Here is a 23,685-nt window from a genome sequence, read left to right as displayed (position 1 = left end):
GTTTTGTTTATACGGCTCTGACCGTATTGGTTCTCAGATACCAGAGATAGCCCTTGACATTACTGTACCCTATCTCGCTGAGCAACGTCATGTAGTTCTGTACCTGCTCCACGTGTTTGGCCCTTGGTGATCCCGTCTTGAAGTCGATGACCGTCACTGCATTTCCGTCGTCGATGACACGGTCGGGACGTTTCGGTACCACTGTACCATCTTTCTTGCTGTAGCAGATGATTTCGCACTCGTTCATCACCTTCAGTCCCGGACGGAACCAAGTCTTGGGTACCGGGCTCTCGATGAGCTGGTGCACCATGGCACGCAGGCTCTCGCGTGTCATCGGCTTTTCATAGAGCACACCGCTGAACTCCATGTTGTTGATGGCGCGGTCGATGTCGTTGACATCGCGGATATGCGACAGCAACTCGTGGATGATGTTTCCCGTCTCGATATACGCGCGCCGCATCTGTGCGTCCTCGTCATCCTGCGGCATGATGAAAGCCTTGCAGTCGTTGCTCTCCTTGAACTCGTAAACCTCCGGATAGTTTTTGATTTTGACACGCAGCGGCTCGTCGTCGACCAGGAACACGTTTTCCGTGTCTTTGTCATCGCTTTTCTTGGGCGTAGGACAGAACTCACCGAAGGTGATTGTCATCGTCTTGTCGTCCTCCTCGATGGTGCATTCCTGCTTCAAGTCTTCTGCCACGTCCTGGATGATCTTGGAAGGGTAGGGAGCCTTCGGACTCTTTTTGCCGAAGACATAGAGGTTGCACTTCGCACGCGTGAAAGCCACATAGAGCAGGTTGAGGTTGTCGACGATATTTTTCAGATGCTCGCGGTCGTAGTCGTCGGAGTAGATCGAGTTCTTGAGTTTCTTGCTTTGCAGCGATACCGGCACGAGCGGCAACTCGTTGAACGGCTCCGGCTTGTCGTCGGTGGTAAACCACAGCGTGTCGTTGTTCCGCTCGATGTCCCAGTCGCAGTAAGGGATGATGACATTAGCAAACTCCAGTCCTTTGCTTTTGTGGATAGTCATCAGTCTGATGCCGTTGATGTCGTCGCTGTGGATCGCTTTGCCGCAGAGATCTGTGTCCCAGGCGTTGAGCACATCCTCGATGCCGACCGCCTTGCTGTGTATCAGCGTCGCCACCTTGTCAAGAAAGGCACAGACATAAGCACTCTCGTCGTCGAGGCGCTCCAGGCCGAGGATGGCATAGAGACGCGTAAATAGCATCATCAGCGGCTGCCCCCGCAGTTCGTCACGCTCCGTGCGCAAGGCTTCGGGCAACTGCGTGGTGATGTCGTCTTTACCGACAAAGAGCCGTGTGTCGAGATTCGCGTCGCCTTTGTCATTATTTACCGCCCTTGAGGGATCATCCTCCTTGCCGTCCTTGTTCTCCTCCTCTTTCCCATCTCCTCCGATGCGGTGATAGGCCTTGACGAGGAAGGCCGTTGTCAGCTTGTCGTCGGGATGGACGAGGAAGCGCAGTGCGCCGATGAGCATCCTCACGGCCAGGGAAGCGTCGAGACGGAAGGCTTCGTCGCTGACAAGACTCACGTCGGCTGGCTTGCCGTCGACCATGATCTGATGCTGCATGAAGTACTCTGCGATGGCCTGGATGTGTTTGTTCTTTCTCACGAGCACGGCGATGTCCTTTGTGGCAACGCCCGCCTTGAGCAGTTCCGCGATGGTGCTCTCGATCTGATCCAGGGTCTCTTGGTCATAGTCCTCGTCGTCGAGCAGTTTGATTTTGGCCATGCCGACGAGTTCCTTGCCTTTGGGATAAGCCTGCTCCACGTCCTGGTAAGCCGTTTCTATGTCCAAGGCCTGTTGGATGACATCTTTCGGCGCATGGTGATCGTTGAGTTCTGTGACTGCTGCCTCTGTCGTCTTCTTGGCAGCCAGCTTGAAGAACATATTGTTAAACGTGATAATCCTCGGCTGTGAACGGAAGTTGGTGTCGAGTTTCACCTCTTTGATCTCTGGGTGCTTGTCATGGGTGAGGTCTTGCAGCAACCGCCAGTCGCCGCCTCGCCACCGGTAGATGCTCTGTTTCACGTCACCGACGATCAGCGAACCGGCCTGATGAGCGATGCAGTCGTCGATGAGCACTTTGAAATTGTCCCATTGCACCGCACTGGTATCTTGGAACTCGTCGATCATGATATACTTCAGCGCGCCGCCGATTTTCTCGTAGATAAATGGTGTGTCGCTGCCGTCGATCATGTCTTTGATGAGCTGTTGTGTGTTGCTGAGCGGGAAGTTGTTGTTGTCAGCATTGATGGCGTCGACCTGCTGTGCGATGCGTCCGAGCAGTCTGAGCTCGTTGAGATTTCTGAGTGTGAGCTCCACCGAGTACCTCACTCTCTCAGCCTTTTGCCGCAGTTGCTCCGTTTTGGTGATGAGCGGTGCGATCTGCTCGTGGAAGGTCTGGCCTTTGTCAGTGTCTTTGATGGCTTTCTTGATGAGTTTGGTCCATTCCTCCGTCTCGGCCTTGTCGATGGTAGCGTGCGCGACATCACAGTAGTTGCCCTCGCGCAGCTTCTTGAAATAGTTGGGTACGGTGCCGCGTGTGAAGTCGCTGTCGTCGAAGCCGTATTGGTCGACGAGCGTCTGGAAGCGGTCTGCCAGCGCGCTCATGTCCTTGTCGACTTGCGCAGCCTTGGCCCGAAGCTTGCCGGTGTAGTTCTTGAAGAACTGCGGATTGGAGAGAATCGCCTCAAGCTGCTCGTGACGCTCCTTATAGAAGTCGCGGTAGATATTCGTACCAAAGTCCTTGATCTGTCCGATGACATTCCAGTTCTTGTCCTCGTCGAGTCGCTCGTTGACAAAGTCCATCATCCAGCCGAGCAGCGGATCTTTTTCGCTGTTGATGTTCCCGATGAGTTCGTCGACGGCCTGCTGCTCCACCTCACGGTCGTTGAGGCCCACGTTGATGTTGGCTTTCAGTCCGAGCTCGCGCGCGAGGTTTCTGAGGATACGCTGGAAGAAACTATCGATGGTCTCCACGCGGAAGTAGTGATAAGTGTTGAGGATACCGTCGAGGGCGAGTGTCGCCCGCTGCTGGATGTCGTTGTCTGTGAGCTGCGGCATGCTGTGGTGTAGCTCCTTGACATAGTCGTCGCCGCTGGGCAGGCGGTGAGCCAGGGCGAAGAGTTTGCTGAGGATACGCGTCTTCATCTCTTCGGTGGCCTTGTTGGTGAAGGTCACGGCGAGGGTATAGCGGAAGTTCTTCGGGTCCGCCATCAGCAGTTTGATGTATTCCAGTGCCAGTCGGTAGGTCTTGCCGCTGCCGGCGCTGGCCTTAAACACGGTCAGCCTCGTGGTATCTTTCATGGTCATGCTTTGTTCTTGTTTACGCTATTTCTTTGCAAAAATAGAGATTAATCACGAGAATACAAAGCGTGTGCTGCTTTTTTTCTTATTTTCGGGAATCAACAGTCATGATACCTATGGTTTGCCATCTGTTGATTATTCTGACAAAAAACAGGCTTTATTTTGCGATTCTTTTCAATCAACGACCCTTTTATCGTGATTTCTTGAAAAATGGTGCTTGTTTTGTAACTATCTGATTAGTAAATGTTTATGTTCTGGATATACGCTTGGCGGCTCCGGGATGTCTCTTCTGGCGCTGTCATCTCGGTTGTTTGACCTCATCATCTCGGTTGTTTGATCCCATCATCTCGGTTGTTTGATCCCATCATCTCGGTTGTTTGATAAGGTCAACAAGGCCTTTTGATGATTTCACGTGCGTATTTTCATGTTTTTATCTCGAAAAGATGCTCAGATGAGACTTTACTTTTCTCTAGATTGCCTGCTCTTGTTGGTGTGCTTTTGTCAATAATCTTTTCGTGAGTTTCCCCCTTCTATGACAAACAAAAAAGGCAAACGCCCGGGAAACCAAGCATTTGCCTTGTATAAGAGGAAACAGAATGTTTCAGAGTTATGCCTCTTCTACGGCAGCCTGCGCGGCAGCCAGACGGGCGATAGGCACGCGGAACGGTGAGCAGCTCACGTAGTCGAGACCCACACGATGGCAGAACTTCACCGATGAAGGCTCTCCACCATGCTCACCGCAGATGCCGCACTTCAGGTCAGGACGCGTTGAGCGGCCCTTCTCCACAGCCATGCGGATCAGCTGACCCACGCCACGCTGGTCGAGAACCTGGAACGGATCGACGTCGAGGATCTTCTTCTCAAGGTAAGAGGGCAGGAAGCTGGCGATGTCGTCGCGGCTATAGCCAAACGTCATCTGTGTCAGGTCGTTGGTACCGAAGCTGAAGTACTCAGCTTTCTGGGCGATGAGATCAGCGGTCAGGGCTGCACGCGGCACCTCGATCATCGTACCGATCTTGAACGGGATCTCGACGCCCTCTTCGGCGAAGAGCTTCTCGGCGGTCTCGCGGATGACCTTCTCCTGAGCGTCGAGCTCATTGACGATACCCACCAACGGCACCATGATCTCCGGACGGGGATCGAGGCCTTCCTTCTTCAACTGGATGGCAGCACCGAGGATGGCACGTGTCTGCATGGCCGTGATCTCGGGGAACGTGTTGCCCAGACGGCAGCCACGAAGGCCGAGCATCGGGTTGTGCTCACTCAGACTCTGCACGCGGTCCTGGATCACCTTCACGCTGACACCCATCTCCTGAGCCATAGCCTCCTGGCCTTTCAGGTCGTGGGGTACGAACTCGTGGAGAGGCGGGTCGAGTAGACGGATGTTCACCGGCATGCCGTCCATGCACTTTAAGATGCCATAGAAGTCCTGCTTCTGATAGGGCAGCAGTTTGGCGAGGGCTTTCTCGCGGCCTTCCTTGCTGTCGGCGAGGATCATCTCACGCATGGCTTTGATCTTCTCGTTCTCGAAGAACATGTGCTCGGTACGGCACAGGCCGATACCCACGGCACCGAAGTTGCGGGCCACCTCAGCGTCGTGAGGCGTGTCGGCATTGGTGCGGACGACGAGATGCGTGTATTTGTTGCAAAGCTTCATCAGCTCAGCGAAGTCGCCTGTGACCTCAGCAGGACGTGTCTTCACCTCACCGAAGTACACCTCACCGGTAGAACCGTTGAGAGAGATATAGTCACCCTCGTGAAGTACAGTGCCGTCGATCTCTACGGTGCGGGCCTTGTAGTCGACATTGATGGCACCGGCACCACTGACGCAGCACTTGCCCATACCACGGGCTACCACAGCAGCGTGCGATGTCATACCGCCGCGAGCCGTCAGAATACCTTCTGCGGCGCTCATGCCGGCGAGGTCCTCAGGCGATGTCTCGATACGTACCATCACCACCTGATGGCCGTCGGCGTGCCATTTCTCAGCATCATCGGCGAAGAACACGATCTGTCCACAGGCAGCACCCGGCGATGCGGGAAGTCCGCGTGTGAGCACACGGGCCTGAGCCTTGGCCTCCTTGTCGAAGACCGGGTGGAGCAGTTCGTCGAGCTTGTTGGGCTCGCAGCGCTGCAGGGCTGTCTTCTCGTCGATGAGCCCCTCACGCAGCAGATCCATGGCGATCTTCACCATTGCCGTACCCGTGCGCTTGCCGTTGCGGGTCTGGAGGAACCAGAGTTTGCCCTCCTGCACGGTGAACTCCATGTCCTGCATATCGTTGTAGTGCTTCTCGAGTTTGTCCTGCAGGTCGTTGAGCTGTGCATAGATATTTGGCATAGACTCCTCCATAGAAGGATATTTGCTGGCGCGTGTAGCCTCGTCGATGCCCTGCTGCTTAGCCCAGCGGAGCGAACCTTCCTTGGTGATCTGCTGCGGCGTGCGGATACCGGCGACAACGTCCTCACCCTGTGCGTTGACAAGGTACTCACCGTTGAAGCGGTTCTCGCCCGTGGCAGCGTCGCGGCTGAAGCAGACACCCGTGGCAGAGGTGTTGCCCATGTTGCCGAAGACCATAGCCATGACGGTAACTGCCGTACCCCACTCTTGTGGGATGCCCTCCATCTTGCGGTAGAGGATGGCGCGGTCGTTCATCCAAGAGTCGAAGACAGCGCAGATGGCGCCCCAAAGTTGCTCCATCGGGTCGGAGGGGAACTCACGACCGGTGCGCTCCTTGATATAGTCCTTGAAGAGGACGACGAGGCTCTTCAGCTCGTCGGTGTTCATCTCATTGTCGAGACGGATGCCGCGCTGAGCCTTTACTTTCTGAATGATAGCCTCGAAGGGATCGATATCTTCCTTGTTGACGGGCTTCATGCCGAGGACCACGTCGCCGTACATCTGCACGAAGCGGCGGTAGCTGTCGTAGGCGAAGCGCTCGTTGCCGGTCTTGGCAGCCAGTCCCTTGACGACCTCATCGTTGAGACCGAGGTTGAGGATGGTGTCCATCATACCCGGCATGGAGGCACGCGCACCGGAGCGTACACTGACAAGAAGTGGATTCTTGGCGTCACCGAACTTCAGTCCCATGAGCTTTTCGACGTGTTTCACGCCATTGACAACGTCGTCCTTGAGCAAAGCGACCACGTCGGCTTTGCCTTTCTCGAAATATTCGTTGCAAACGTCAGTGGTAATCGTGAAGCCCGGTGGGACAGGTACACCAATCAAATTCATCTCGGCCAGGTTGGCACCTTTGCCGCCCAGAAGGTTGCGCATGTCGGCACGGCCTTCAGCCTTGCCGTTTCCAAAGAGATAAACTCTCTTCTCGCTCGTTTTTTCACTCATAGTTAATAGGTGTTGTGTGTGTTATATGTTATTCTTATGAAATTGCGATGTTGGGATTTAGATATTGCAAAGATAGTGTTTTGTCATTAAACTACAAAGAGAATAACGAAAAAACTGACATCTTGACTTTACAAAATCGCTGTTTGCGCTAACAAGCGTATCAAAGAGTAAGACATGAGAATGTGGGGTGACGGTAGAATATGTGCAACGATAGCATTTGGCAGAGGGCAGAAAAGACGGATGTTCTTTGTCGTTTTATATTTTTTTCTGTATCTTTGCGTCCGTCAAATCATACACATTATTATATATAGAACATATTCATTATGGATCGTATTCAAACAGGAGGAAAACAAGAACAGCAGATAGAGGCAGGTACGACAAAGGGACGTGCGGCGCTGACCAACCGCAGCTATCTCTTGCCCTTTATCCTCGTCACCTCACTCTTCTTTCTTTGGGGTTTTGCACGTGCCATTCTCGACGTGCTCAACAAGCATTTCCAGAATGCGCTCGACATCTCCATCACGCAGTCGTCGCTCATCCAGGTGACGACCTATCTCGGCTACTTCATCATGGCCATACCCGCCGGTTGGTTCATCAACCGTCGTGGCTATCGCTTGGGTGTGGTCTTCGGTCTGCTGCTCTTTGGCATCGGCGCTCTGCTCTTCATTCCAGGTGCAGAGGCCGGTACGTTCTACGCCTATCTCGGTGCCCTGTTTATCATTGGCTGCGGTCTCGTCTTCCTGGAGACATCGGCCAACCCATACGTCACGGAGCTCGGTGACCCGCGCACGGCAACAAGCCGACTCAACCTCAGCCAGTCGTTCAACGGACTGGGATCGCTGAGCGCCACCTTCCTCATCGGGCAGTTCCTCTTCGACGGCACTGACCGTGGCGGTAACATCGTCATCCCTTATACCGTGCTGGGCATTGTGGTGCTGATCATTGCTGTGGTGTTCTCACGTGTGCACCTTCCGGAAATCAAGCATCAGGAGACGGAGGAAGACCGCTCGCAGGGCACGCGCATCATGAAGCTGTTCTGCCATCACCCGATGTTTGTCTTCGGACTCTTCTCGCTTTTGGCCTACGAGGTGGCAGAGATCTCGATCAACAGCTACTTCATCAACTATGTGACCGCAAAGGGATGGATGAGCGACAACACTGCGTCTATCGTGCTCACGGTGGCCCTTGCCTTCTTCATGGTTGGCCGCTTTGTGGGCAGTTGGATCATGCGGAAAGTTCCTGCCGAGCGTATGCTCTTCTACTGTGCCATTGGCAGTGTGGTGTGCATCGGACTGGTGATGCTCAACCTCGGCATGATCTCTATGGTGGCGTTGGTATGCAACTATGTCTTTGAGGCCATCATGTTCCCCACGATCTTCTCTCTGGCACTACGCGGCTTGGGTAATCTGACGAAGAGTGCCTCGTCGCTGCTGATGATGACGCCGATCGGTGGTTGTGGCTTCCTGCTGATGGGTATCATTGCTGACTCCACTCAGATGATGAGCATGCCGTTTATCATTCCGTTCATCGGCTATTTCGTCGTGTTGCTGTTTGCCTCGGAGCTGACGAGGAAGAAAGAATAGCCTCACCCTCGTGCCCCTCTCCCAAGGAGAGGGGAGTGAAATACTTCAAGGGTTCATCACTCATCATTCAACATTCATCATTGCTCCATGCGTCGCCTGCTCTTTCTTTTTTTCTTCTCCCTCTCCTTCCTTTCCGCTGCTGCCCGCCACATCGTCGGCAGGGTAGTGGACAGCAAGAATCATGAGGACTTGGCGGGCGCAGTCGTGGAGTTGCTCAATCCCCGTGACTCCTCTGTCATCAAGTCCACCACCACGACAGAACGGCAGATCTTCGGCTGGAAAGTCTTTGTCTACCAGTTTGATGTCGACAACGACTCCACCTATCTGCTGCGCTGCTCCAGTCTTGGCTACAAAACCGCTTACCGGCGCGTCACCGTGCGCATGGCCAACCGTGTCAATGAACAGCAGATCGACGACATCGCTTTGCAGCCCGACGTGCACACGCTCAGCGAAGTCGTCGTGAAGGCTACGAAAATCAAGATGGTAATGCGTGGCGATACGCTCGTCTACGACGCTTCCGCACTCAACCTCAGCGAGGGCTCTATGCTCGACGCCCTCATCCGTCAGATGCCTGGCACCACACTGGACAATGGCGTCATCAAAGTCAACGGACGTACTGTGAGTTCACTGCTCATCGACGGACGCGACTTCTTCAAAGGCGACATGAAGAAAGCATTGGAGAACCTGCCCGCCTTCACCGTCGACAAGGTCAAGGCCTACGATAAGCAAGGACAGGAAAGCAGACTCATGGGGCGCGACATGGGCGACAAGAGCTATGTGCTCGACGTGACGCTGAAACGTGAATACAAGCATGGACTGATGGCCAATGCCGATGTCGCGGGCGGTACGAACAACCGCTATGCCGCACGGCTGTTCTCGATGTACTACACGCCAAAAGAGCGGCTCACACTGACAGGATCTGCAAACAATGTCGGTGACACCTCGGTGCCGGGAGAGAGCGGAAGCATCAGCTCAGCACCTGACGCGGGCGGCGGATTGACCTCGGTCAGAAACTTAGGCGTGGAATACCGGCGCGACGGAAAGACAGAGGACAACTTCTTCACTACTTCGCTCAGCTATGCCTCGGACGACAACGACACACGCACGCGCACCACGGCGCAGACCTTTCTCTCCGGCGGCGATACCTATCGGCTCGACCGTAATGCCACGCACAATGTCAGTAGGCAGTGGTCGGCGGATGCTTCCTTCGGGCTGACACCTACGCATCAGATGCTTGGTGGCACGCTCTCAGGGGCTTATAGCCGCAACCACGGAAATGAAAACGGACGTTCGGGACTGTTTGGCAGCAAGCCGGACGGCGACGCCATCCTCGACAGTCTGTTTATGCCTGATGCCGGCGCACGACTCTTGAAGCACGCCATCAACAGGGTGAAAAACGACAACCAATTTCACGGCAACTCCTACAATGCTTCGCTCAGCCTTTACGACCGCGTGCGCCTTGGCAACAACGGTACTGACGAACTCTCATTTAATGGTAGCTTTGATTATGGCAAGACGACCAACGACCGCTTTGCCATGAACCGCATCGACTACCTCGGTACGGAGGACCGGCAAGATCATCGCTATCAGTATTCCCAAACGCCGGACCGCCATCTCAACATGGAGGCCTCGGCACTCTATGCCTGTTTGCTCGTCGACGATACCGTGGGACTGAACAGCCTCTACCTGCGTCCATCATATAGTATTCGTCAGAGCTACGACAACACACGCTACAATCTCTACCGCATCGACCAGGTGGAAGGCTATCGCGAGCAGGACTATACCTTGGGCATGTTGCCCTCGGAGCGTCAGGCCCTGCTTGCCGCCCTTGACAACAGCAATAGCTATCGCAGCACTATGCATACGACACAGCAGACGGCGGAGACTTCGCTCTACTTCTCCCATGGTGATGGTACGGCAAAGCCACAGCTCTCGTTCTCGGCACGCCTGCCGTTGGAGTGGAAGCGCGAGCACTTGGGTTACTTCCGCAATAAGGACTATGAGAAGGAGCGCCACACCATGTTCTTTAATCCTACGGTCGACTTGAGATACCAGTTCAACGACTCCACGGGTACACGCTATGTCGAATGCTCTTACTCCACATCGCAGAGAGTGCCGGAACTCTCCACGCTTCTCGACATCCGCGACGATGCCAATCCGCTCAACGTGACGCTCGGTAACCCTAATCTGAAAAAGGCGCGCAGCCACAACGTCAACCTCAGCGCTGCACTCTTCCGACTGGCAACGCAGCGGATGATGAACTTCTCGTTGGGATTCCACACTACTCATAATGCCCTCGCCTCTGCTGTCGTCTATGACAAGCAGACCGGAGTGACCACTACGCAGCAAACCAATGTCAACGGCAACTGGAGTGTCTCGGCGGGTACGGGTTTCTCTACGCCGCTCGACAAGGCTACGAGATGGAGACTACAGAATGACCTCTTCGCCAACTTCAACAATAGCGTTGACCTCACCACGGTGGAAGGCGTGGACAACCAGCGGAGCAAGGTGCGCAGCTGGGAAGTGAACGATCAACTGCAACTCAACTATCAACTCGACACCCGGCTGAATGCCTTCGCCGAGTGCCGTGTCGCCTATCACAACGCCAACAGCCGGCGACGCGACTTTCAGGCGGTCGATGCGTGGGACTGCAACCTGCGTTTGGGTACCAACGTCACGATGCCGTGGGGACTTAAACTGTCGACAGACATCACCGACTACAGGCGTATGGGATACAATGATGAGCAGATGAACCGTAGTGAACTCGTGTGGAATGCACGCCTCTCGAAGAAGTTGATGCACGATCGCCTCACGTTTATGCTTGACGCCTATGACATCCTTGGCAACCTCAACAGCACTACGCTCGTGCTCAACGAGCAAGGACGTACCGAGACTTGGACCAACTCCATTCCCCGCTACCTCATGCTGCATGTGGCCTATAAGCTCACGCTGGGCATGGCTGCATCGAAAAAAGATCATGTGTGGGAGGGTGGAGATTTGTAAACTTAGAATGACAAACATGACAATAAGGAGAAGGAAGAATGGCCTAAATAAACTTTTTTAACCTTCTTCTTTACTTATTATCAAGAGACATTTTGCGGTAAGAAAATAAATTGTTAAATTTGCATGTGGTAAGAGCAGAGTGCCTAAGGGCATATGCAAGACTATCATTATATATAGAAGATTTCATTCTAAACATAATTATTAAGTATTATGGCAGTTAATTACAAAGATCTTGGTCTCGTCAACACACGCGAGATGTTCAAGAGAGCCGTCAATGGCGGTTATGCTATTCCAGCATTCAACTTCAATAACCTCGAGCAGCTCCAGGCTATCATCACAGCTTCTTCCGAGCTTCGCTCTCCGGTGATCCTTCAGGTATCTAAGGGTGCCCGCAACTATGCTAATCCTATCCTCCTCCGCTACATGGCTGAGGGTGCTGTGGAGTATGCTAAGTCTTTGGGCTGCAACCATCCTGAGATCGTGCTGCACCTCGACCACGGTGACAGCTTCGAGCTGGTAAAGAGCTGCGTTGACATGGGCTTCTCTTCTGTCATGATCGACGCTTCTTCTAAGCCGTTCGATGAGAACATCGAGCTCACCAAGAAGTGCGTAGACTATGCTCATCAGTTCGACGTAACTGTTGAGGCAGAGCTGGGTGTCCTCGCTGGTGTTGAGGATGAGGTTTCTGCTGAGGAGTCTCACTATACACGTCCTGAGGAGGTGATCGAGTTCAGCGAGCGTTCTGGCTGCGACTCTCTGGCTATCTCCATCGGTACTTCTCACGGTGCTTACAAGTTCAAGCCCGAGCAGTGCACACGTGACCCGAAGACAGGCCGTCTGATTCCTCCTCCATTGGCATTCGACGTGCTGGAAGAGATCGAGAAGAAGCTCCCTGGCTTCCCAATCGTTCTCCACGGCTCTTCTTCTGTTCCTCAGAAGTATGTCGACATCATCAACCAGTACGGTGGCAAGCTCCCCGACGCTGTTGGTATCCCAGAGGAGCAGCTGCGTAAGGCTGCCAAGAGCGCTGTCTGCAAGATCAACATCGACTCTGACTCTCGTCTGGCTTACACTGCTGGTGTCCGTGAGACTCTCGCTCTGCATCCTGAGTACTTCGATCCTCGTCAGTATGGCAAGGTCGCTCGTGCTTACATGACAGACATGTACAAGGAGAAGATCACTGACGTGCTCGGCTCTGATCACAAGCTCGCTAACTGCGACTAATCCATTCCGACATTTTCTTCCTCCATGCTCCCTCTGTGAGCATGGAAGATTAAAGCATAAAAAAAGGACTGCCATCTCTGGCAGTCCTTTTTTTATGCTACTTGGAAGTTCTGATGAAGTTCATCGGTGTCCACGGCTCTCGCTCTGGATACTGTGGATCGCCGCCCTGGTGGATGCGCTTCAAGAGCCACGCCATGTTGTTGGCCATCGTGCGCATCGTCTGCATTCCTTCCTCGTCGAGCTCCGCCTCACCGGGCTTTTGCCCGTAGACCATGTTCCAATACTGCGAAGTGACGATAGGCATGTTCATCATCTCAAACGCCATGTTCATCGTTTGGTAGACGGCAGACGCTCCACCGCGGCGGCACACGGCGACGTTGGCTACGGGCTTGTTTTTCATCAGTGCGCCACCGGCATAGAGCATTCGCTGTACCACGGCGAGCAGTGCGCCGTTGGGTTGGCCGTAGTATGTCGGTGAGCCAAAGATAAAGCCGTCGGCATCTTTTGCTTTCTCCAAGAAACGATTGCACACATCATCGTCAAATGTACAGCGGTTGTTGCCTTTCTGCTTACAGACTCCGCAGGCGATGCAACCGCGCACTGGCTTGTTGCCAATCTGCATGATTTCCGTCTCAATACCCTGTGATTCCAACTTCTTTGCGGCCATGCTCAGCGCGTGGAAGGTGTTGCCCTCCTTATGAGAGCTGCCATTGATCAGTAATACTTTCATCTTGTGCTATATATATAATAATGTGTATGTTCTGAAGTCTGTTTCACAAACATTGTGCCATGACAGTGACGTGATGCCGCTATTGAAACCTCAGCCGGAACGTCGTCTGTCCGTCGTGGCGGTCGGGTAGGAGGGCGATGGAGCCGTTGCTTACCCGCATGATCTGTCGTGAGATGGAAAGTCCTATGCCACTGCCTTCGTCCTTAGTGGTGAAGAAAGGGATGAAGATATGCGTGGCGATGTCCGGTGGTATCGGCTCACCGTCGTCACTGATGTCGATGACGACCGACTCATCGGTGTCGGAGAAGGCGTGGAGGCTGATGTGCTGTCCCTCTCGGGTGGCCTCGGCTGCGTTTTTCAGTAAGTTGCTCACTACACGGGCGATGAGTCCCTCGTCGGCGTAGACCATGAGATCGTCGGGCTCTACGCAGAGCGTAATCGTCACATCATGATGAAGAAGCGGCCTGACTTGCGTGACCATTCGTTGCAAGAAGGGCTTCACGTCAAAGGGCGACGGCTGTGGCGTGGGCACATGGGTGAACTGCCGGTAGTTCTCGACGAAACGAATCAGGTCCTTGCTGGTCTGGTGGATCACCTCCAGTCCCTCATGTTGTTCGCCTTCAGCCTGTGGCAACAGGGCTTCGCTGAGCGAGATGACGGGCGTGAGCGTGTTCATGATCTCATGGGTGAGCACACGGATGAGGCGTACCCACGAGTCGATCTCCTGGTTGGCCAGCTCACCGCCAATGTCGCTGAAGGCGATGATGCGCACACGACGCTGTTGCAGGATGGTATGCGTCTCGCGCACGGAGAACTTCTTCAAGGCGTCACTCACTTGACTGATGTGTGTGATGGCTTCGCGGTCCAACAATTTGCGTGCGGCATTGTTGCTTCTCAGCACCAGTCCCCTCTCCTCGTCGACAACCAGCACGCCCGTGTCCACCGAGTCGAGGATGAGCTCAAAGTACTTTTCCTTTTCTATCTGTTCATTGCGTGCGTGTTGCAGGATCTCCTTGATGCGATTGAGCGACCTGTTGACCATCGCGTCGCCTTTCCTGTCTTCGGAGTAGCGGAAGGCATAGTCCCCGTTGTCGATGGCGTTGAACAGGAAGGCCACCTTGCCCACTGTGCGGCGGTTGCGTCGCCACAGCACGATGATCATTGCCAACAACACTACGATAAGAATGGCGGCAATGGCAAGCAGAATATAATATTCAGGCTGTGTCATATATATATAAGGTGTGTCATATATAACCGATGTTTTGTCTCCCTCTATACTCGGTGGCTTGTTCAACCCTAATTGGTTTCTTGTTTCCCTCCCTTTTAGGGAGGGTTAGGGAGAGTCTTTATATCCCGTACTTTTTCATCTTATTGTACAGCGTCTGTCTGGAGATGCCTAACTGTGAGGCGACATGTGAGAGGTTTCCCTCGCATTCCGCAATGGCTTTGGCAATCATCTCGCGCTCCATGTCGTCGAGTCGTTGGATGTCGTTGGTAGGTTGAGGGCGTGTCGTAGCCGAACCTTCAATGTCGTCGGGACGTATCGTCGTGCCGTCAGAGAGAATGACGGCCTTCTCCACTGCATGTTGCAGCTCACGGATGTTGCCGTACCATGGCAAGTGCTCTATCTTCTCTTGGGTATCAGGCGCGAATGTCATTCCCTCCTTATTATATAGGTGGGCATAGCGGTGGAGAAAAGAACCGGCATAGGTCATGATGTCGCCCGTGCGCTCACGTAGAGGTGGCAAGTGGAGTTGGATGGTGTTGATGCGGTAGAGCAGATCTTCACGGAAAGCTCCTTGTCGCACCATCTCCTCCAAGTTGCGGTTCGTGGCACAGACGACACGCACGTCAATGGGTATTGGCTTGCTGCCGCCTACTCTGACGATAGTGCGCCGTTGCAGGGCGGTGAGTAGTTTGGCTTGTAGCGCATAGCTGAGGTTGCCGATCTCGTCGAGAAAGAGCGTGCCGCCCTCAGCGAGCTCAAACTTACCGGGCTTGTCGGTCTTGGCGTCGGTAAAGGCCCCTTTGACATAACCAAAGAGCTCACTCTCGAAGAGCGTCTCCGTGACGGCACCCAGGTCGATGGGCATCAGCGCCTTGTCGGCGCGTTTCGAGAGTCGGTGAATCTCTTTGGCGAGAACCTCCTTGCCGGTGCCGTTCTCGCCGGTGATGAGAATGTTAGCGTCTGTGCCCGCCACCTTCTCCACCATGTCGCGTAAGTGTCTCATGGCGGGCGAGGTGCCCCATATCATCTCCGACACTGCCGTAATGGTTGGTTTCTTCTTCCTCGTCTTTTGGTAAGCGTCGGTGAGTTTCTCTATGAGTTGGTGGTTGTCGAAGGGCTTGACGATGAAGTCGGCGGCTCCATCCTTCAAGCCTGTCACGGCCAACTCTATATCGGCGTAGGCGGTGAAGAGCACGACGGCGGTCTGCGGCCGTGCTTTCTTAATTTCCCTGAGCCAGTAGAGTCCCTCGTTGCCGTTGTTGATACCGCTGTGGAAATTCATGTCGAGCAGCACCACGTCGGGCTGGTCCTCACGCAGTCGGGTGAGGAGGCTTGAGGGACTGGCCAGGCAGATGATGCGCTCAAAGGTCTGCTCGGTCACCATCTTCACCGTGGTGAGGATGTTACGGTTGTCGTCGACGACAAGAAGGGTGCCGTGTTTCATTGTGCTATATTTGTTGTTTTTGAGTTCTTGGTGTCCTTATCTCCTTTTCCATTTTGCAATTTGCGATGTAGTCATTCACTGCTCCCTCGAAGTCTTTTCGGAGTTCATCCATGGTTTCTCCTTCGTAAGTAATAGCGTCATGTGTCAAGCCAAGTACTTCGCCATAGAAGCAGTTGTCTTCTACACTGTAATTAACGTTTCCCGTATAGCCTTTGTATTTCATGGTCTTCAATCACTTACATTTACAAAAGTAACTAATATTAGTTGCACAAACAAATTCTTTTGAGACTTTTTATCAATTATCGTATGCTTTTCCTTTGTCTTGTAGCGAATCTGTGTCTAATTCTTATACACTCACTGTCCAATTATTGTACACTGGTATTTGTGGTAATATCTCTTAGAAGCTTAATAAACAGCGACTTGCGTTTTTAGCACGCCTTTGGCAATGTAAATAGTGTATGAAAACAAAGCATTATATCCTCATCATGGGCTTCTTCGTGAGCCTGAGCGTCCAAGGGCAGGAACCATGGAGCCTGGACCGCTGCATCGCCTACGCCCGCGAGCACGCCACCGAGGTGAGACGGCAGACGCTCGAGCAGGAGCAGAAGCACGCTGACTACCGCACGGCATTGCTCGACTTTCTGCCCTCTGTGTCGGCGGAGGTCAACGGACAATACAGCTGGGGCCGCAACATCGACCCGGAGACCAACACCTATAATAATGTCACCACGTTCAACAACTACTATGCACTCGGAGCCTCGGTGACGCTCTTCGACGGCGGTGCCACCTGGAACGCCTTCCAGCAGGCCCGCCTCGACAGGGCTTCGGCACAGAGTGCCATTGCCAAAGCCAGCGACGACAAGGCCATGAGCGTGATGGAGAAATACGTTGATGCTGTCTACACCCGTCGCACCATCGCCCTCGCCGAGGAGAAACTGAGCGACTCGAAGGCACTGTTGATGAAGACCCGCCGCATGTTCGACCTTGGCGAGAAGAGTCGGCCCGACGTGGTGCAGGTGGAGAGTCAGGTGGCCGAGGACGAGTACAATCTCTTGCACCAGCGCAACCTTGCCGACAAAGCCCTGGCCGACTTGAAGACGGCCATGAACTATCCCACCGACGACACGCTCTTGGTAGCCGGTCTGCCCGTCGATGTCGCCGCTGCCGCCATGTTGCCCGCCAACCGCCATGCCTGCGACAGCCTGATGCAGAGTGGCTACTTCCTTGCCGACCGTCCTGCCGTGGCCGTGGCTGAGGCAGCTGCCGAACGAGCCCGGTTGGCGTGGAAGATACAGCGTGCTGCGCTTCTGCCCAAACTCACGCTGAGCGGCGGCGTGGCTACCAACTACTACAAGAACCTCACGGCGGGCGGACAGGCTGAGGGCTTCGGCTCACAGTTCCGTAACAACATGGGCGAGTACATCTACATGACGCTCTCTATCCCTATCTTCAATGCCTCGTCGTGGAACAAGGTTCGCCGGGCCAAGACCGACTGGCAGGAGGCACAGCTCGACGTGGCCAACGCACGCCGCAAGCAGCACGACGATGCCTTGCAGGCCGTCCTCGACTACCGTGGATACGCCCGTGAGGTGGAGCAGCTGCAGCGCAAGGCGGCTTCTGACTCGCTGGCCCATCATCTCTCCAGCCGCAAATACGAGGAAGGCATGCTCAGCGTCTTCGACCTGCACACCGCCTCGCAGACCTTGCTGCAAAGCCGCCTGCTCCTGCTGCAAAGCGAGATGATGCTGGCACTGAAGGCAAGGCTCGTCAACTATTATGTCAACGGAAAATTATAAAGGAGAAAGTTCGTATGAGGAGAGAATTAATACTTATAGCTTTTACTACGCTGACGTCGCTATCCGTGTATGCTCAGATTTCTGGTGTTGTGGTAGACTCCCATTCGCAGCCTTTGAGTTATGCAAATGTCTCACTGTACTCCTTGCCTGACTCCACTTTAATTTCTGGCACCATTACAAATGCAGATGGACAGTTTTCCTTTGACCATGCAAACAGTACGGGGCACGAGTGTTTGAAAGTCAGTGCAATCGGCTATATTACAGCATTCGTCAGCCCAGTCAAAAGCAAGCAAACTGTGCAAATGCAATCGAATGAGTATGCATTGAAAGAGGTGGTTGTGTCTGGAAAGAGAGATATATTCAAGAGCAGGGGTACCGATATCATCGCCGACATCCAGCACTCACGTCTGCGTGATTTTGGCTTTGCTGATGATATACTCGACAAGTTGCCCATGGTCTCAGGAGAGAAAGGAAATTATCAAGTCTTTGGGAAAGGCACTGCCGTTATCTATGTGGGCAATAGAAAGCTTATCGACCCTTCGGAGCTGTCAAGAATCGCAACGAAGGACATTGCAACGATAGAGGTCATCAGCAATCCTGGAGCCAAATACGATGCCGACACTCACGCTGTCATCAAAATAAATCTGAAGCACCAGCATGCAAAAGGACTGGGTGGAATGGTGGCTGCAAGAGACGGGCAGGGACGGAGAAACTATGACTATGAGCAAACGCAATTCACCTATAACACCGACAAGGTAAACGCGTTTGCCGTTTTCAGCAATTCCACATCACGCTATTCTACTGATCAGGAAAACACAGAGACGACATTTACCCCCAAACATGTATGGAGCTTATATAGCAATATGCCCAAATGGTTGTCTACGTATTACGACCAGACTGTCTCTGGTGGAATGAGTGTGAATATAGATAAGAATAATACCTTAGGTGGGCAAGTGACTTATCAAAAGGAAACTGAACATTATGGAGGAGAGTCTGACAATCTTATCTCGAGGGACGCGGTGTTGTATGAGCGCATGAAGTCCGCCATTAATGCCCGATCTCATTACGACCAGTGGCAATCAAACTTGTACTATGAGGGTCGCATTGCCAGCAATTGGACGCTTGACTTTAATGGGGATTACCTCAGAAGAACGAGTCATGAAGGCAGAAACAATGCCGAGTCGGGCAATCTGACGATCTCGCATGATGTGCAGTCCACAAACAAAACGACATACGACATTGCCGCGGCACTTGTTGAACTCGAATACCAATGGTGCAAGAACGCCAAGTTGAGGGTCGGTTCTAATGTCAGCTATGTGAAGGATGTGAAGACATACAACAGCCAGGACGATACATCTACAAGCACAAACACAGCCTTGACCTCTGAGGAGACAAAGACTGCTTTCTTCGCCGAGGGGAATATGACTCTTGGAAAGCTGAGTGCGGATGCAGGCGTGCGGTATGAGCGTTTGAAAATGTCATATCATGATGACTTGAACCATCAGTATTTAGTTGATAGAAGCTACACGAGACTCTACCCGTACCTATCGATGTCCATGCCCGTGTGCAATTCCAAGATGGGCTTAAGCCTGACCACAAAGGTGCAGCGCCCCTCTTATTATCAGTTGCGCAATAGCCATGAATACTTCAACAAGTACGAAACAGAGGCTGGAAATCCTATGCTTCTGTCTCAGTACACCACTGATTTGTCCTATTCTATCCAATACCGACACCTTCGTTTCTCATTGGCGTACCAATGGATAAAGGACTACATAATGACCAATAATGTTGTTGATCAAGAGGATCCATTGCATCTCTTGTCCATTCCTCAAAACAAGCCGCATTACTCAGCACTCAATGGATACCTTTCTTACAACAACACGGTAGGTATTTGGGAGTTTTATGCCAATCTGAATGTTATGCGCACTTTCTTTGATATCTATAACACGGATGGGACGTTGGCAAATGGAAAACGGCCTTATGGTGTGTTGTCGTTCAACAACTATTTCAATTTGAAGAATCAATGGATGCCCTATCTCTGGCTTACCTATAATACCGATGGCTACATGCGTGAATACAGAGTCAAACAGGGATTTGTTGTCAGCTTTGGCGTCACTAAGTACTTCTTTAAGAAGGCTGTCTTCGCCAGACTGAGCGTCAATAATATCCTCGGGACTAAGGAGCGTGAGACTCGTTACGCTTCCGACTACATCTTCGAGAAGGAACGATTCAAAGACAATAGAAATATCAGTCTGTTCATCAGATATACCTTTAATAATAAAAAGAAATATAATGGTAAAAGCGCAGCCAGTGAGGAAATCGATAGAATGTAGTCGGAGGAACTCACTTGAGTGGCGTGCTATTTGTACCTGGACACAAGATTAAAGCTATGGATATAGAAATCAAACAGAAGAAATACCGCGTGCCACGGAAGTACTGGCCGTGGATAGGTGGAGGCGTGCTGGTCATTGCCCTGCTGGTGTGGCTGGCCTTGGGCAACTTCACCTCAACGCTGCAAGTCGACACGCGAGGGCTGAGTATCGCTACAGTCACCGACGCGCAGTTCGACGACTACGTCAGCCTTGACGGCAATGTGGTGCCCATCCAGGTGGTGCAGATCTCGCCCGAAGAGGGCGGTGTGGTCGTTGAGAAGGTCGTCGATGAAGGTTCGAAGGTGCACAAGGGCGATGTCATCGTCAGGCTGAGCAACTCCAACCTCGACCTTGAAATCCTCAATGCCGAGAGCGAGCTCGCCGAGAAGCAGGACATGCTGCGCAACACGCAACTGTCGATGGAGCAGGACCAGCTCAACAACCGCACCGAGGCCGCACAGTATGCCATGGACGTACAGACCAAGAAACGGGCATTGAGCCATCAGACCGCCTTGCAGCGCGAGCAACTCAACTCGCGTGAGGACTACCTCAAGGCCAAGGAAGACTACCAACTGGCTCAGGAGAAGAACCGACTCATTCGTCAGCGACTCAGCAAGAGCGCACAGATGCGGAGGGCACAGATGAACCAGATGAGCGACAACCTCGCCTCGATGCAGCGCAATGTGGAACTTGTCAGGCAGCGTAAGGCTAAGCTCGACGTACGTTCTTCCATTGATGGTGAGGTGGGACTGCTCGACGTGGAGTTGGGACAGAGCATTACGCCGGGACAGAAGATTGGCGTCATCAACGACCTTAGCGACTATAAGGTGGAGGCACAAGTGGATGAGCACTACATCGACCGCGTGCACAGCGGACTCGCCGCCACGTTCACGCAGAACGGCAGAACCTATCGCCTTGAGGTGCGCAAGGTCTATCCCGAGGTGCACGACGGCCGCTTCAAGATTGATTTCGTCTTCCGTGGCGCCCGCCCACAGAATATCCGCACGGGACAGACCTACTATATCGACCTGCAGCTCGGCGAGTCGAAGAAGGCCATCATCATCCCCAAGGGTACGTTCTACAGTACCACCGGCGGCTCGTGGATCTTCGTGCTCGACGCTTCCGGCCACAAAGCCTACCGCCGCAACATACGCATCGGACGGCAGAACCCGCAGTACTATGAGGTGTTGGAAGGGCTGGAGCCCGGCGAGCGCGTCATCGTGAGTGGATATGAGAGTTACAAGGATTACAAAGAACTGAAGATAAAATGATGAAGAGCTATTTCGTTTTCCTTTCCCGTAACAAGGGCTACACCCTTATCAACTTCTTTGGCCTCAGCGTGTCGCTGATGTTCGTGATGCTCATCGGCCTCTACACCTGGCAGGAGAAGAGCATCGACAAGCAGGTGGCCAATGCCGACCGGATAGAAGCGCTGGGCATGTCGTTTGATGGCACTGATGCTTGTGAGGGTATCCACCACTATGTGGGAACGCAGTTGCGCAAGCACTATCCAGAGATAGAGAGTGCTTGTGGCGTATGTCATAACGGTACTTGGGTCAGTTGTGGCGGTGATTACTTGTCAGCATCCTTACTGAGTGCTGACACCACTTTCTTTCATGTCTTTGACTACAAGTTGCTCAAGGGCGACCGCAATAGTTGTCTGACCGCCGACAACAGTGCCGTGCTCACCGAGAGCTTCGCCCGCAAGTTGTTTGGCTCGGCCGATCCCATGGGGCAGACCGTGACAATCGACGACACCATACGTTTCCGTGTGACCGGCATCATGCAGGACTTGGACAATACCGTGTTCTGTCATACCGATATGCTGACGAACTTCTCTCAGGCCAAGTTGTACAATATGGCCAACTCCGACGAGTTCTTCGTCAAAGGCAGCATCAATTACACGGGGAGCAGTGTCTTCCTGCTCATGCGTCCCGGTCATTCCTTCATAGGCAGGTCGCATGAACTGACTAAGTTCATCAGCACTTTCTGGCCACACTTCCAAGAGAGTTGGAAATGCGAAGTCTTTACCACTCCTTTCTCTCATCTCTACCTCTCCAAGTTAGACACTAACAACGACGTCACGCGTCGTGGCAATCCCACGCTCATTAACATCCTGATGGTGGCCACGCTCCTCATCCTGCTCTTTGCCGTGACCAACTACATCAACCTCACCGTTGCCATCTCCGGACGTCGTGCCCGCGAGATGGCTACCCGCCAGCTCTTTGGGGCCACACGGCGCCGTGTCTTTGCCAAGCTCGTGGCCGAGAGCACGCTGCTCTGCCTTGTGGCTTGGATGGTGGCTTTGTTGTTGGCCGTGGCTTTCGCACCGGTCATGGGCCATCAGCTTGACACCACGCTGCAGGTCTCCCGGTTGTTTAGTCTGGCTTGTATTGGTCTTTCGCTGTTGCTTATCGTCGTCATCGGTACGTTGTCGGGCATCATCCCCGGCCTCATCACCTCGCGCGTGAAACCCATTGAGATTATCAAAGGTACCTTTGTACATCAGACCAAGATGGTGCTCAGCCGTGTGTTCATCGTCTTTCAGAACATCATCACCATCACGATGTTAGGCTGCGCCCTCATTATGCTGGCACAGTTGCGACATCTCGTCAACGCACCGTTGGGCTTCAACAAGGACAATATCCTTGTGATATCGACTTTCAATAGCGGTCATCCCGACGCCATTCACACGTTCATGGATCTGCTCCGGCGGGAGTCGTGCGTAGCTGCCGCGTCGGCCTCGATGGGCACGCCCTTGGACGGCGGCAACAACAACACATTTGCTTTTAATGGCAAGGCCGTCTCGATGCAATTTTTCATTACAGACCCCTACTTTATGAATGTCTATGGTCTGACACTGAAAGGCGGCTGTAAACCACAGGCGCACCACTTCTACATCAACCACGAAGCTGAGGCAGAGATAAAAAATATTATGGGTATACGGCCCCAAGAACTGTTGCGTAAGAATCCATTCTATTACGCGGACAGCCTTGATGTTTACGGCGGACGCATGAACGAGTTTCTTATCGACAACATCCAGCGCGAGCAGCATCCGATGTTTATTGATATCCAGCCGCATGTGGATTATCCCTGGGCCATCTCCATCAAGGTGAAGGGAGACCCACAGACGGCCTTCAATACAGTGGCCGACGTCTACCATACAGCTTTCCATAAGGTGATGACCGACGACGACGCTAAGTTTGCTGACCGCATCATCCAGGACAAGTTCCACCAGGAGCAACAAACCTCACACCTCGTCACTCTCTTCGCTTTCATGGCCATCCTCATCTCTTTGCTCGGCCTCGTGGCCATGGCCACCTACTACATCGGACAGCGAGCCAAGGAGATAGCCATCCGCAAGGTGTTCGGCTCCACGAGAGCTCAGGTCCGCCGACGTCTCATCCGCACGTTCATGCAGTATGTCGCCATCGCTTTCGTCATCGGCAGCCTGCTGACGGTGTGGCTCATGCTGCATTGGATGTCACAGTTCAGCTACCGTGTCGTCTGGTGGCCATGGATTCTCGTGGCTGGTGCCGTGGTGTTCGCCGTCAGTCTTCTCGCCGTGTTCGTGCAGAGCTGGAAGGCCGGCAACGAGAACCCGGTGAACAATATCAAACAGGAATAACAC

At 53.2% G+C, this 23,685-nt stretch carries 13 protein-coding genes; 7 read left to right on the top strand and 6 right to left on the bottom strand.

The annotated features are described in order from the left end of the window. Window positions 1-7: 7 nt before the first annotated feature. Together NG346_RS02615 and ppdK are read right to left on the bottom strand one after the other, a co-directional pair. Window positions 8-3,337: a UvrD-helicase domain-containing protein gene (locus NG346_RS02615; RefSeq protein WP_262279368.1), complete on the bottom strand. Its 3,330-nt coding sequence runs from the start codon at window positions 3,335-3,337 to the stop codon at window positions 8-10. A 601-nt stretch (window positions 3,338-3,938) separates the two neighbouring features. Continuing rightward, on the bottom strand, window positions 3,939-6,674 hold the full coding sequence (gene ppdK, locus NG346_RS02610) for a pyruvate, phosphate dikinase (RefSeq protein WP_262279369.1): 2,736 nt from the start codon (window positions 6,672-6,674) through the stop codon (window positions 3,939-3,941). Between the two features lie 323 nt (window positions 6,675-6,997). Here ppdK and NG346_RS02605 point away from each other — a divergent pair, with 323 nt between their 5' ends. The 3 genes from NG346_RS02605 (at window position 6,998) to NG346_RS02595 (ending at window position 12,484) form a co-directional block, all read left to right on the top strand. After that, a complete protein-coding gene (locus tag NG346_RS02605; protein WP_262279370.1) occupies window positions 6,998-8,257 on the top strand; it encodes a sugar MFS transporter in 1,260 nt (419 codons plus the stop codon). Window positions 8,258-8,344: 87 nt separating this feature from the next. After that, window positions 8,345-11,260 carry an outer membrane beta-barrel protein gene (locus NG346_RS02600; RefSeq protein WP_262279371.1) on the top strand — a complete coding sequence of 972 codons (2,916 nt, stop codon included), beginning with the start codon at window positions 8,345-8,347 and terminating at the stop codon, window positions 11,258-11,260. Window positions 11,261-11,470: 210 nt separating this feature from the next. Then, window positions 11,471-12,484, top strand: coding sequence for a class II fructose-bisphosphate aldolase (locus NG346_RS02595; protein ID WP_262288258.1), 1,014 nt, complete (start codon window positions 11,471-11,473; stop codon window positions 12,482-12,484). 97 nt (window positions 12,485-12,581) lie between these two features. Here the strand turns inward: NG346_RS02595 and NG346_RS02590 are convergent, their stop codons facing one another. The 4 genes from NG346_RS02590 to NG346_RS02575 all read right to left on the bottom strand — a co-directional run bounded on the left by NG346_RS02590 (window position 12,582) and on the right by NG346_RS02575 (window position 16,109). After that, window positions 12,582-13,214, bottom strand: a complete 633-nt coding sequence (locus NG346_RS02590; RefSeq protein WP_262288257.1) for a flavodoxin family protein — start codon at window positions 13,212-13,214, stop codon at window positions 12,582-12,584. Window positions 13,215-13,293: 79 nt separating this feature from the next. Beyond that, complete coding sequence (locus NG346_RS02585; RefSeq protein ID WP_262288256.1) at window positions 13,294-14,442, bottom strand: sensor histidine kinase; 1,149 nt, start codon at window positions 14,440-14,442, stop codon at window positions 13,294-13,296. 118 nt (window positions 14,443-14,560) lie between these two features. Next, window positions 14,561-15,886, bottom strand: coding sequence for a sigma-54-dependent transcriptional regulator (locus NG346_RS02580; protein ID WP_262288255.1), 1,326 nt, complete (start codon window positions 15,884-15,886; stop codon window positions 14,561-14,563). A gap of 4 nt (window positions 15,887-15,890) precedes the next feature. After that, window positions 15,891-16,109, bottom strand: coding sequence for a hypothetical protein (locus NG346_RS02575; protein ID WP_262279376.1), 219 nt, complete (start codon window positions 16,107-16,109; stop codon window positions 15,891-15,893). Window positions 16,110-16,344: 235 nt separating this feature from the next. Here NG346_RS02575 and NG346_RS02570 point away from each other — a divergent pair, with 235 nt between their 5' ends. Genes NG346_RS02570 through NG346_RS02555 form a run of 4 tightly spaced genes read left to right on the top strand, consistent with a single transcriptional unit; the run spans window position 16,345 to window position 23,682 of the window. Continuing rightward, a complete protein-coding gene (locus tag NG346_RS02570; RefSeq protein WP_262279377.1) occupies window positions 16,345-17,682 on the top strand; it encodes a TolC family protein in 1,338 nt (445 codons plus the stop codon). 14 nt (window positions 17,683-17,696) lie between these two features. Next, window positions 17,697-20,015, top strand: coding sequence for an outer membrane beta-barrel protein (locus NG346_RS02565; RefSeq protein WP_262279378.1), 2,319 nt, complete (start codon window positions 17,697-17,699; stop codon window positions 20,013-20,015). A gap of 56 nt (window positions 20,016-20,071) precedes the next feature. Further along, window positions 20,072-21,325 carry an efflux RND transporter periplasmic adaptor subunit gene (locus NG346_RS02560; protein WP_262279379.1) on the top strand — a complete coding sequence of 418 codons (1,254 nt, stop codon included), beginning with the start codon at window positions 20,072-20,074 and terminating at the stop codon, window positions 21,323-21,325. Beyond that, a complete protein-coding gene (locus NG346_RS02555; RefSeq protein WP_262279380.1) occupies window positions 21,322-23,682 on the top strand; it encodes an ABC transporter permease in 2,361 nt (786 codons plus the stop codon). Before NG346_RS02560 ends, NG346_RS02555 begins: the two co-directional genes overlap by 4 nt. Window positions 23,683-23,685 lie beyond the last annotated feature (3 nt).

Source organism: Hallella absiana (genome assembly GCF_025457485.1).
GTDB lineage: Bacteria > Bacteroidota > Bacteroidia > Bacteroidales > Bacteroidaceae > Prevotella > Prevotella absiana.
The sequence above is the reverse complement of the archived record's forward strand: the minus strand, read 5'-3'. Positions and strand labels throughout refer to the sequence as shown.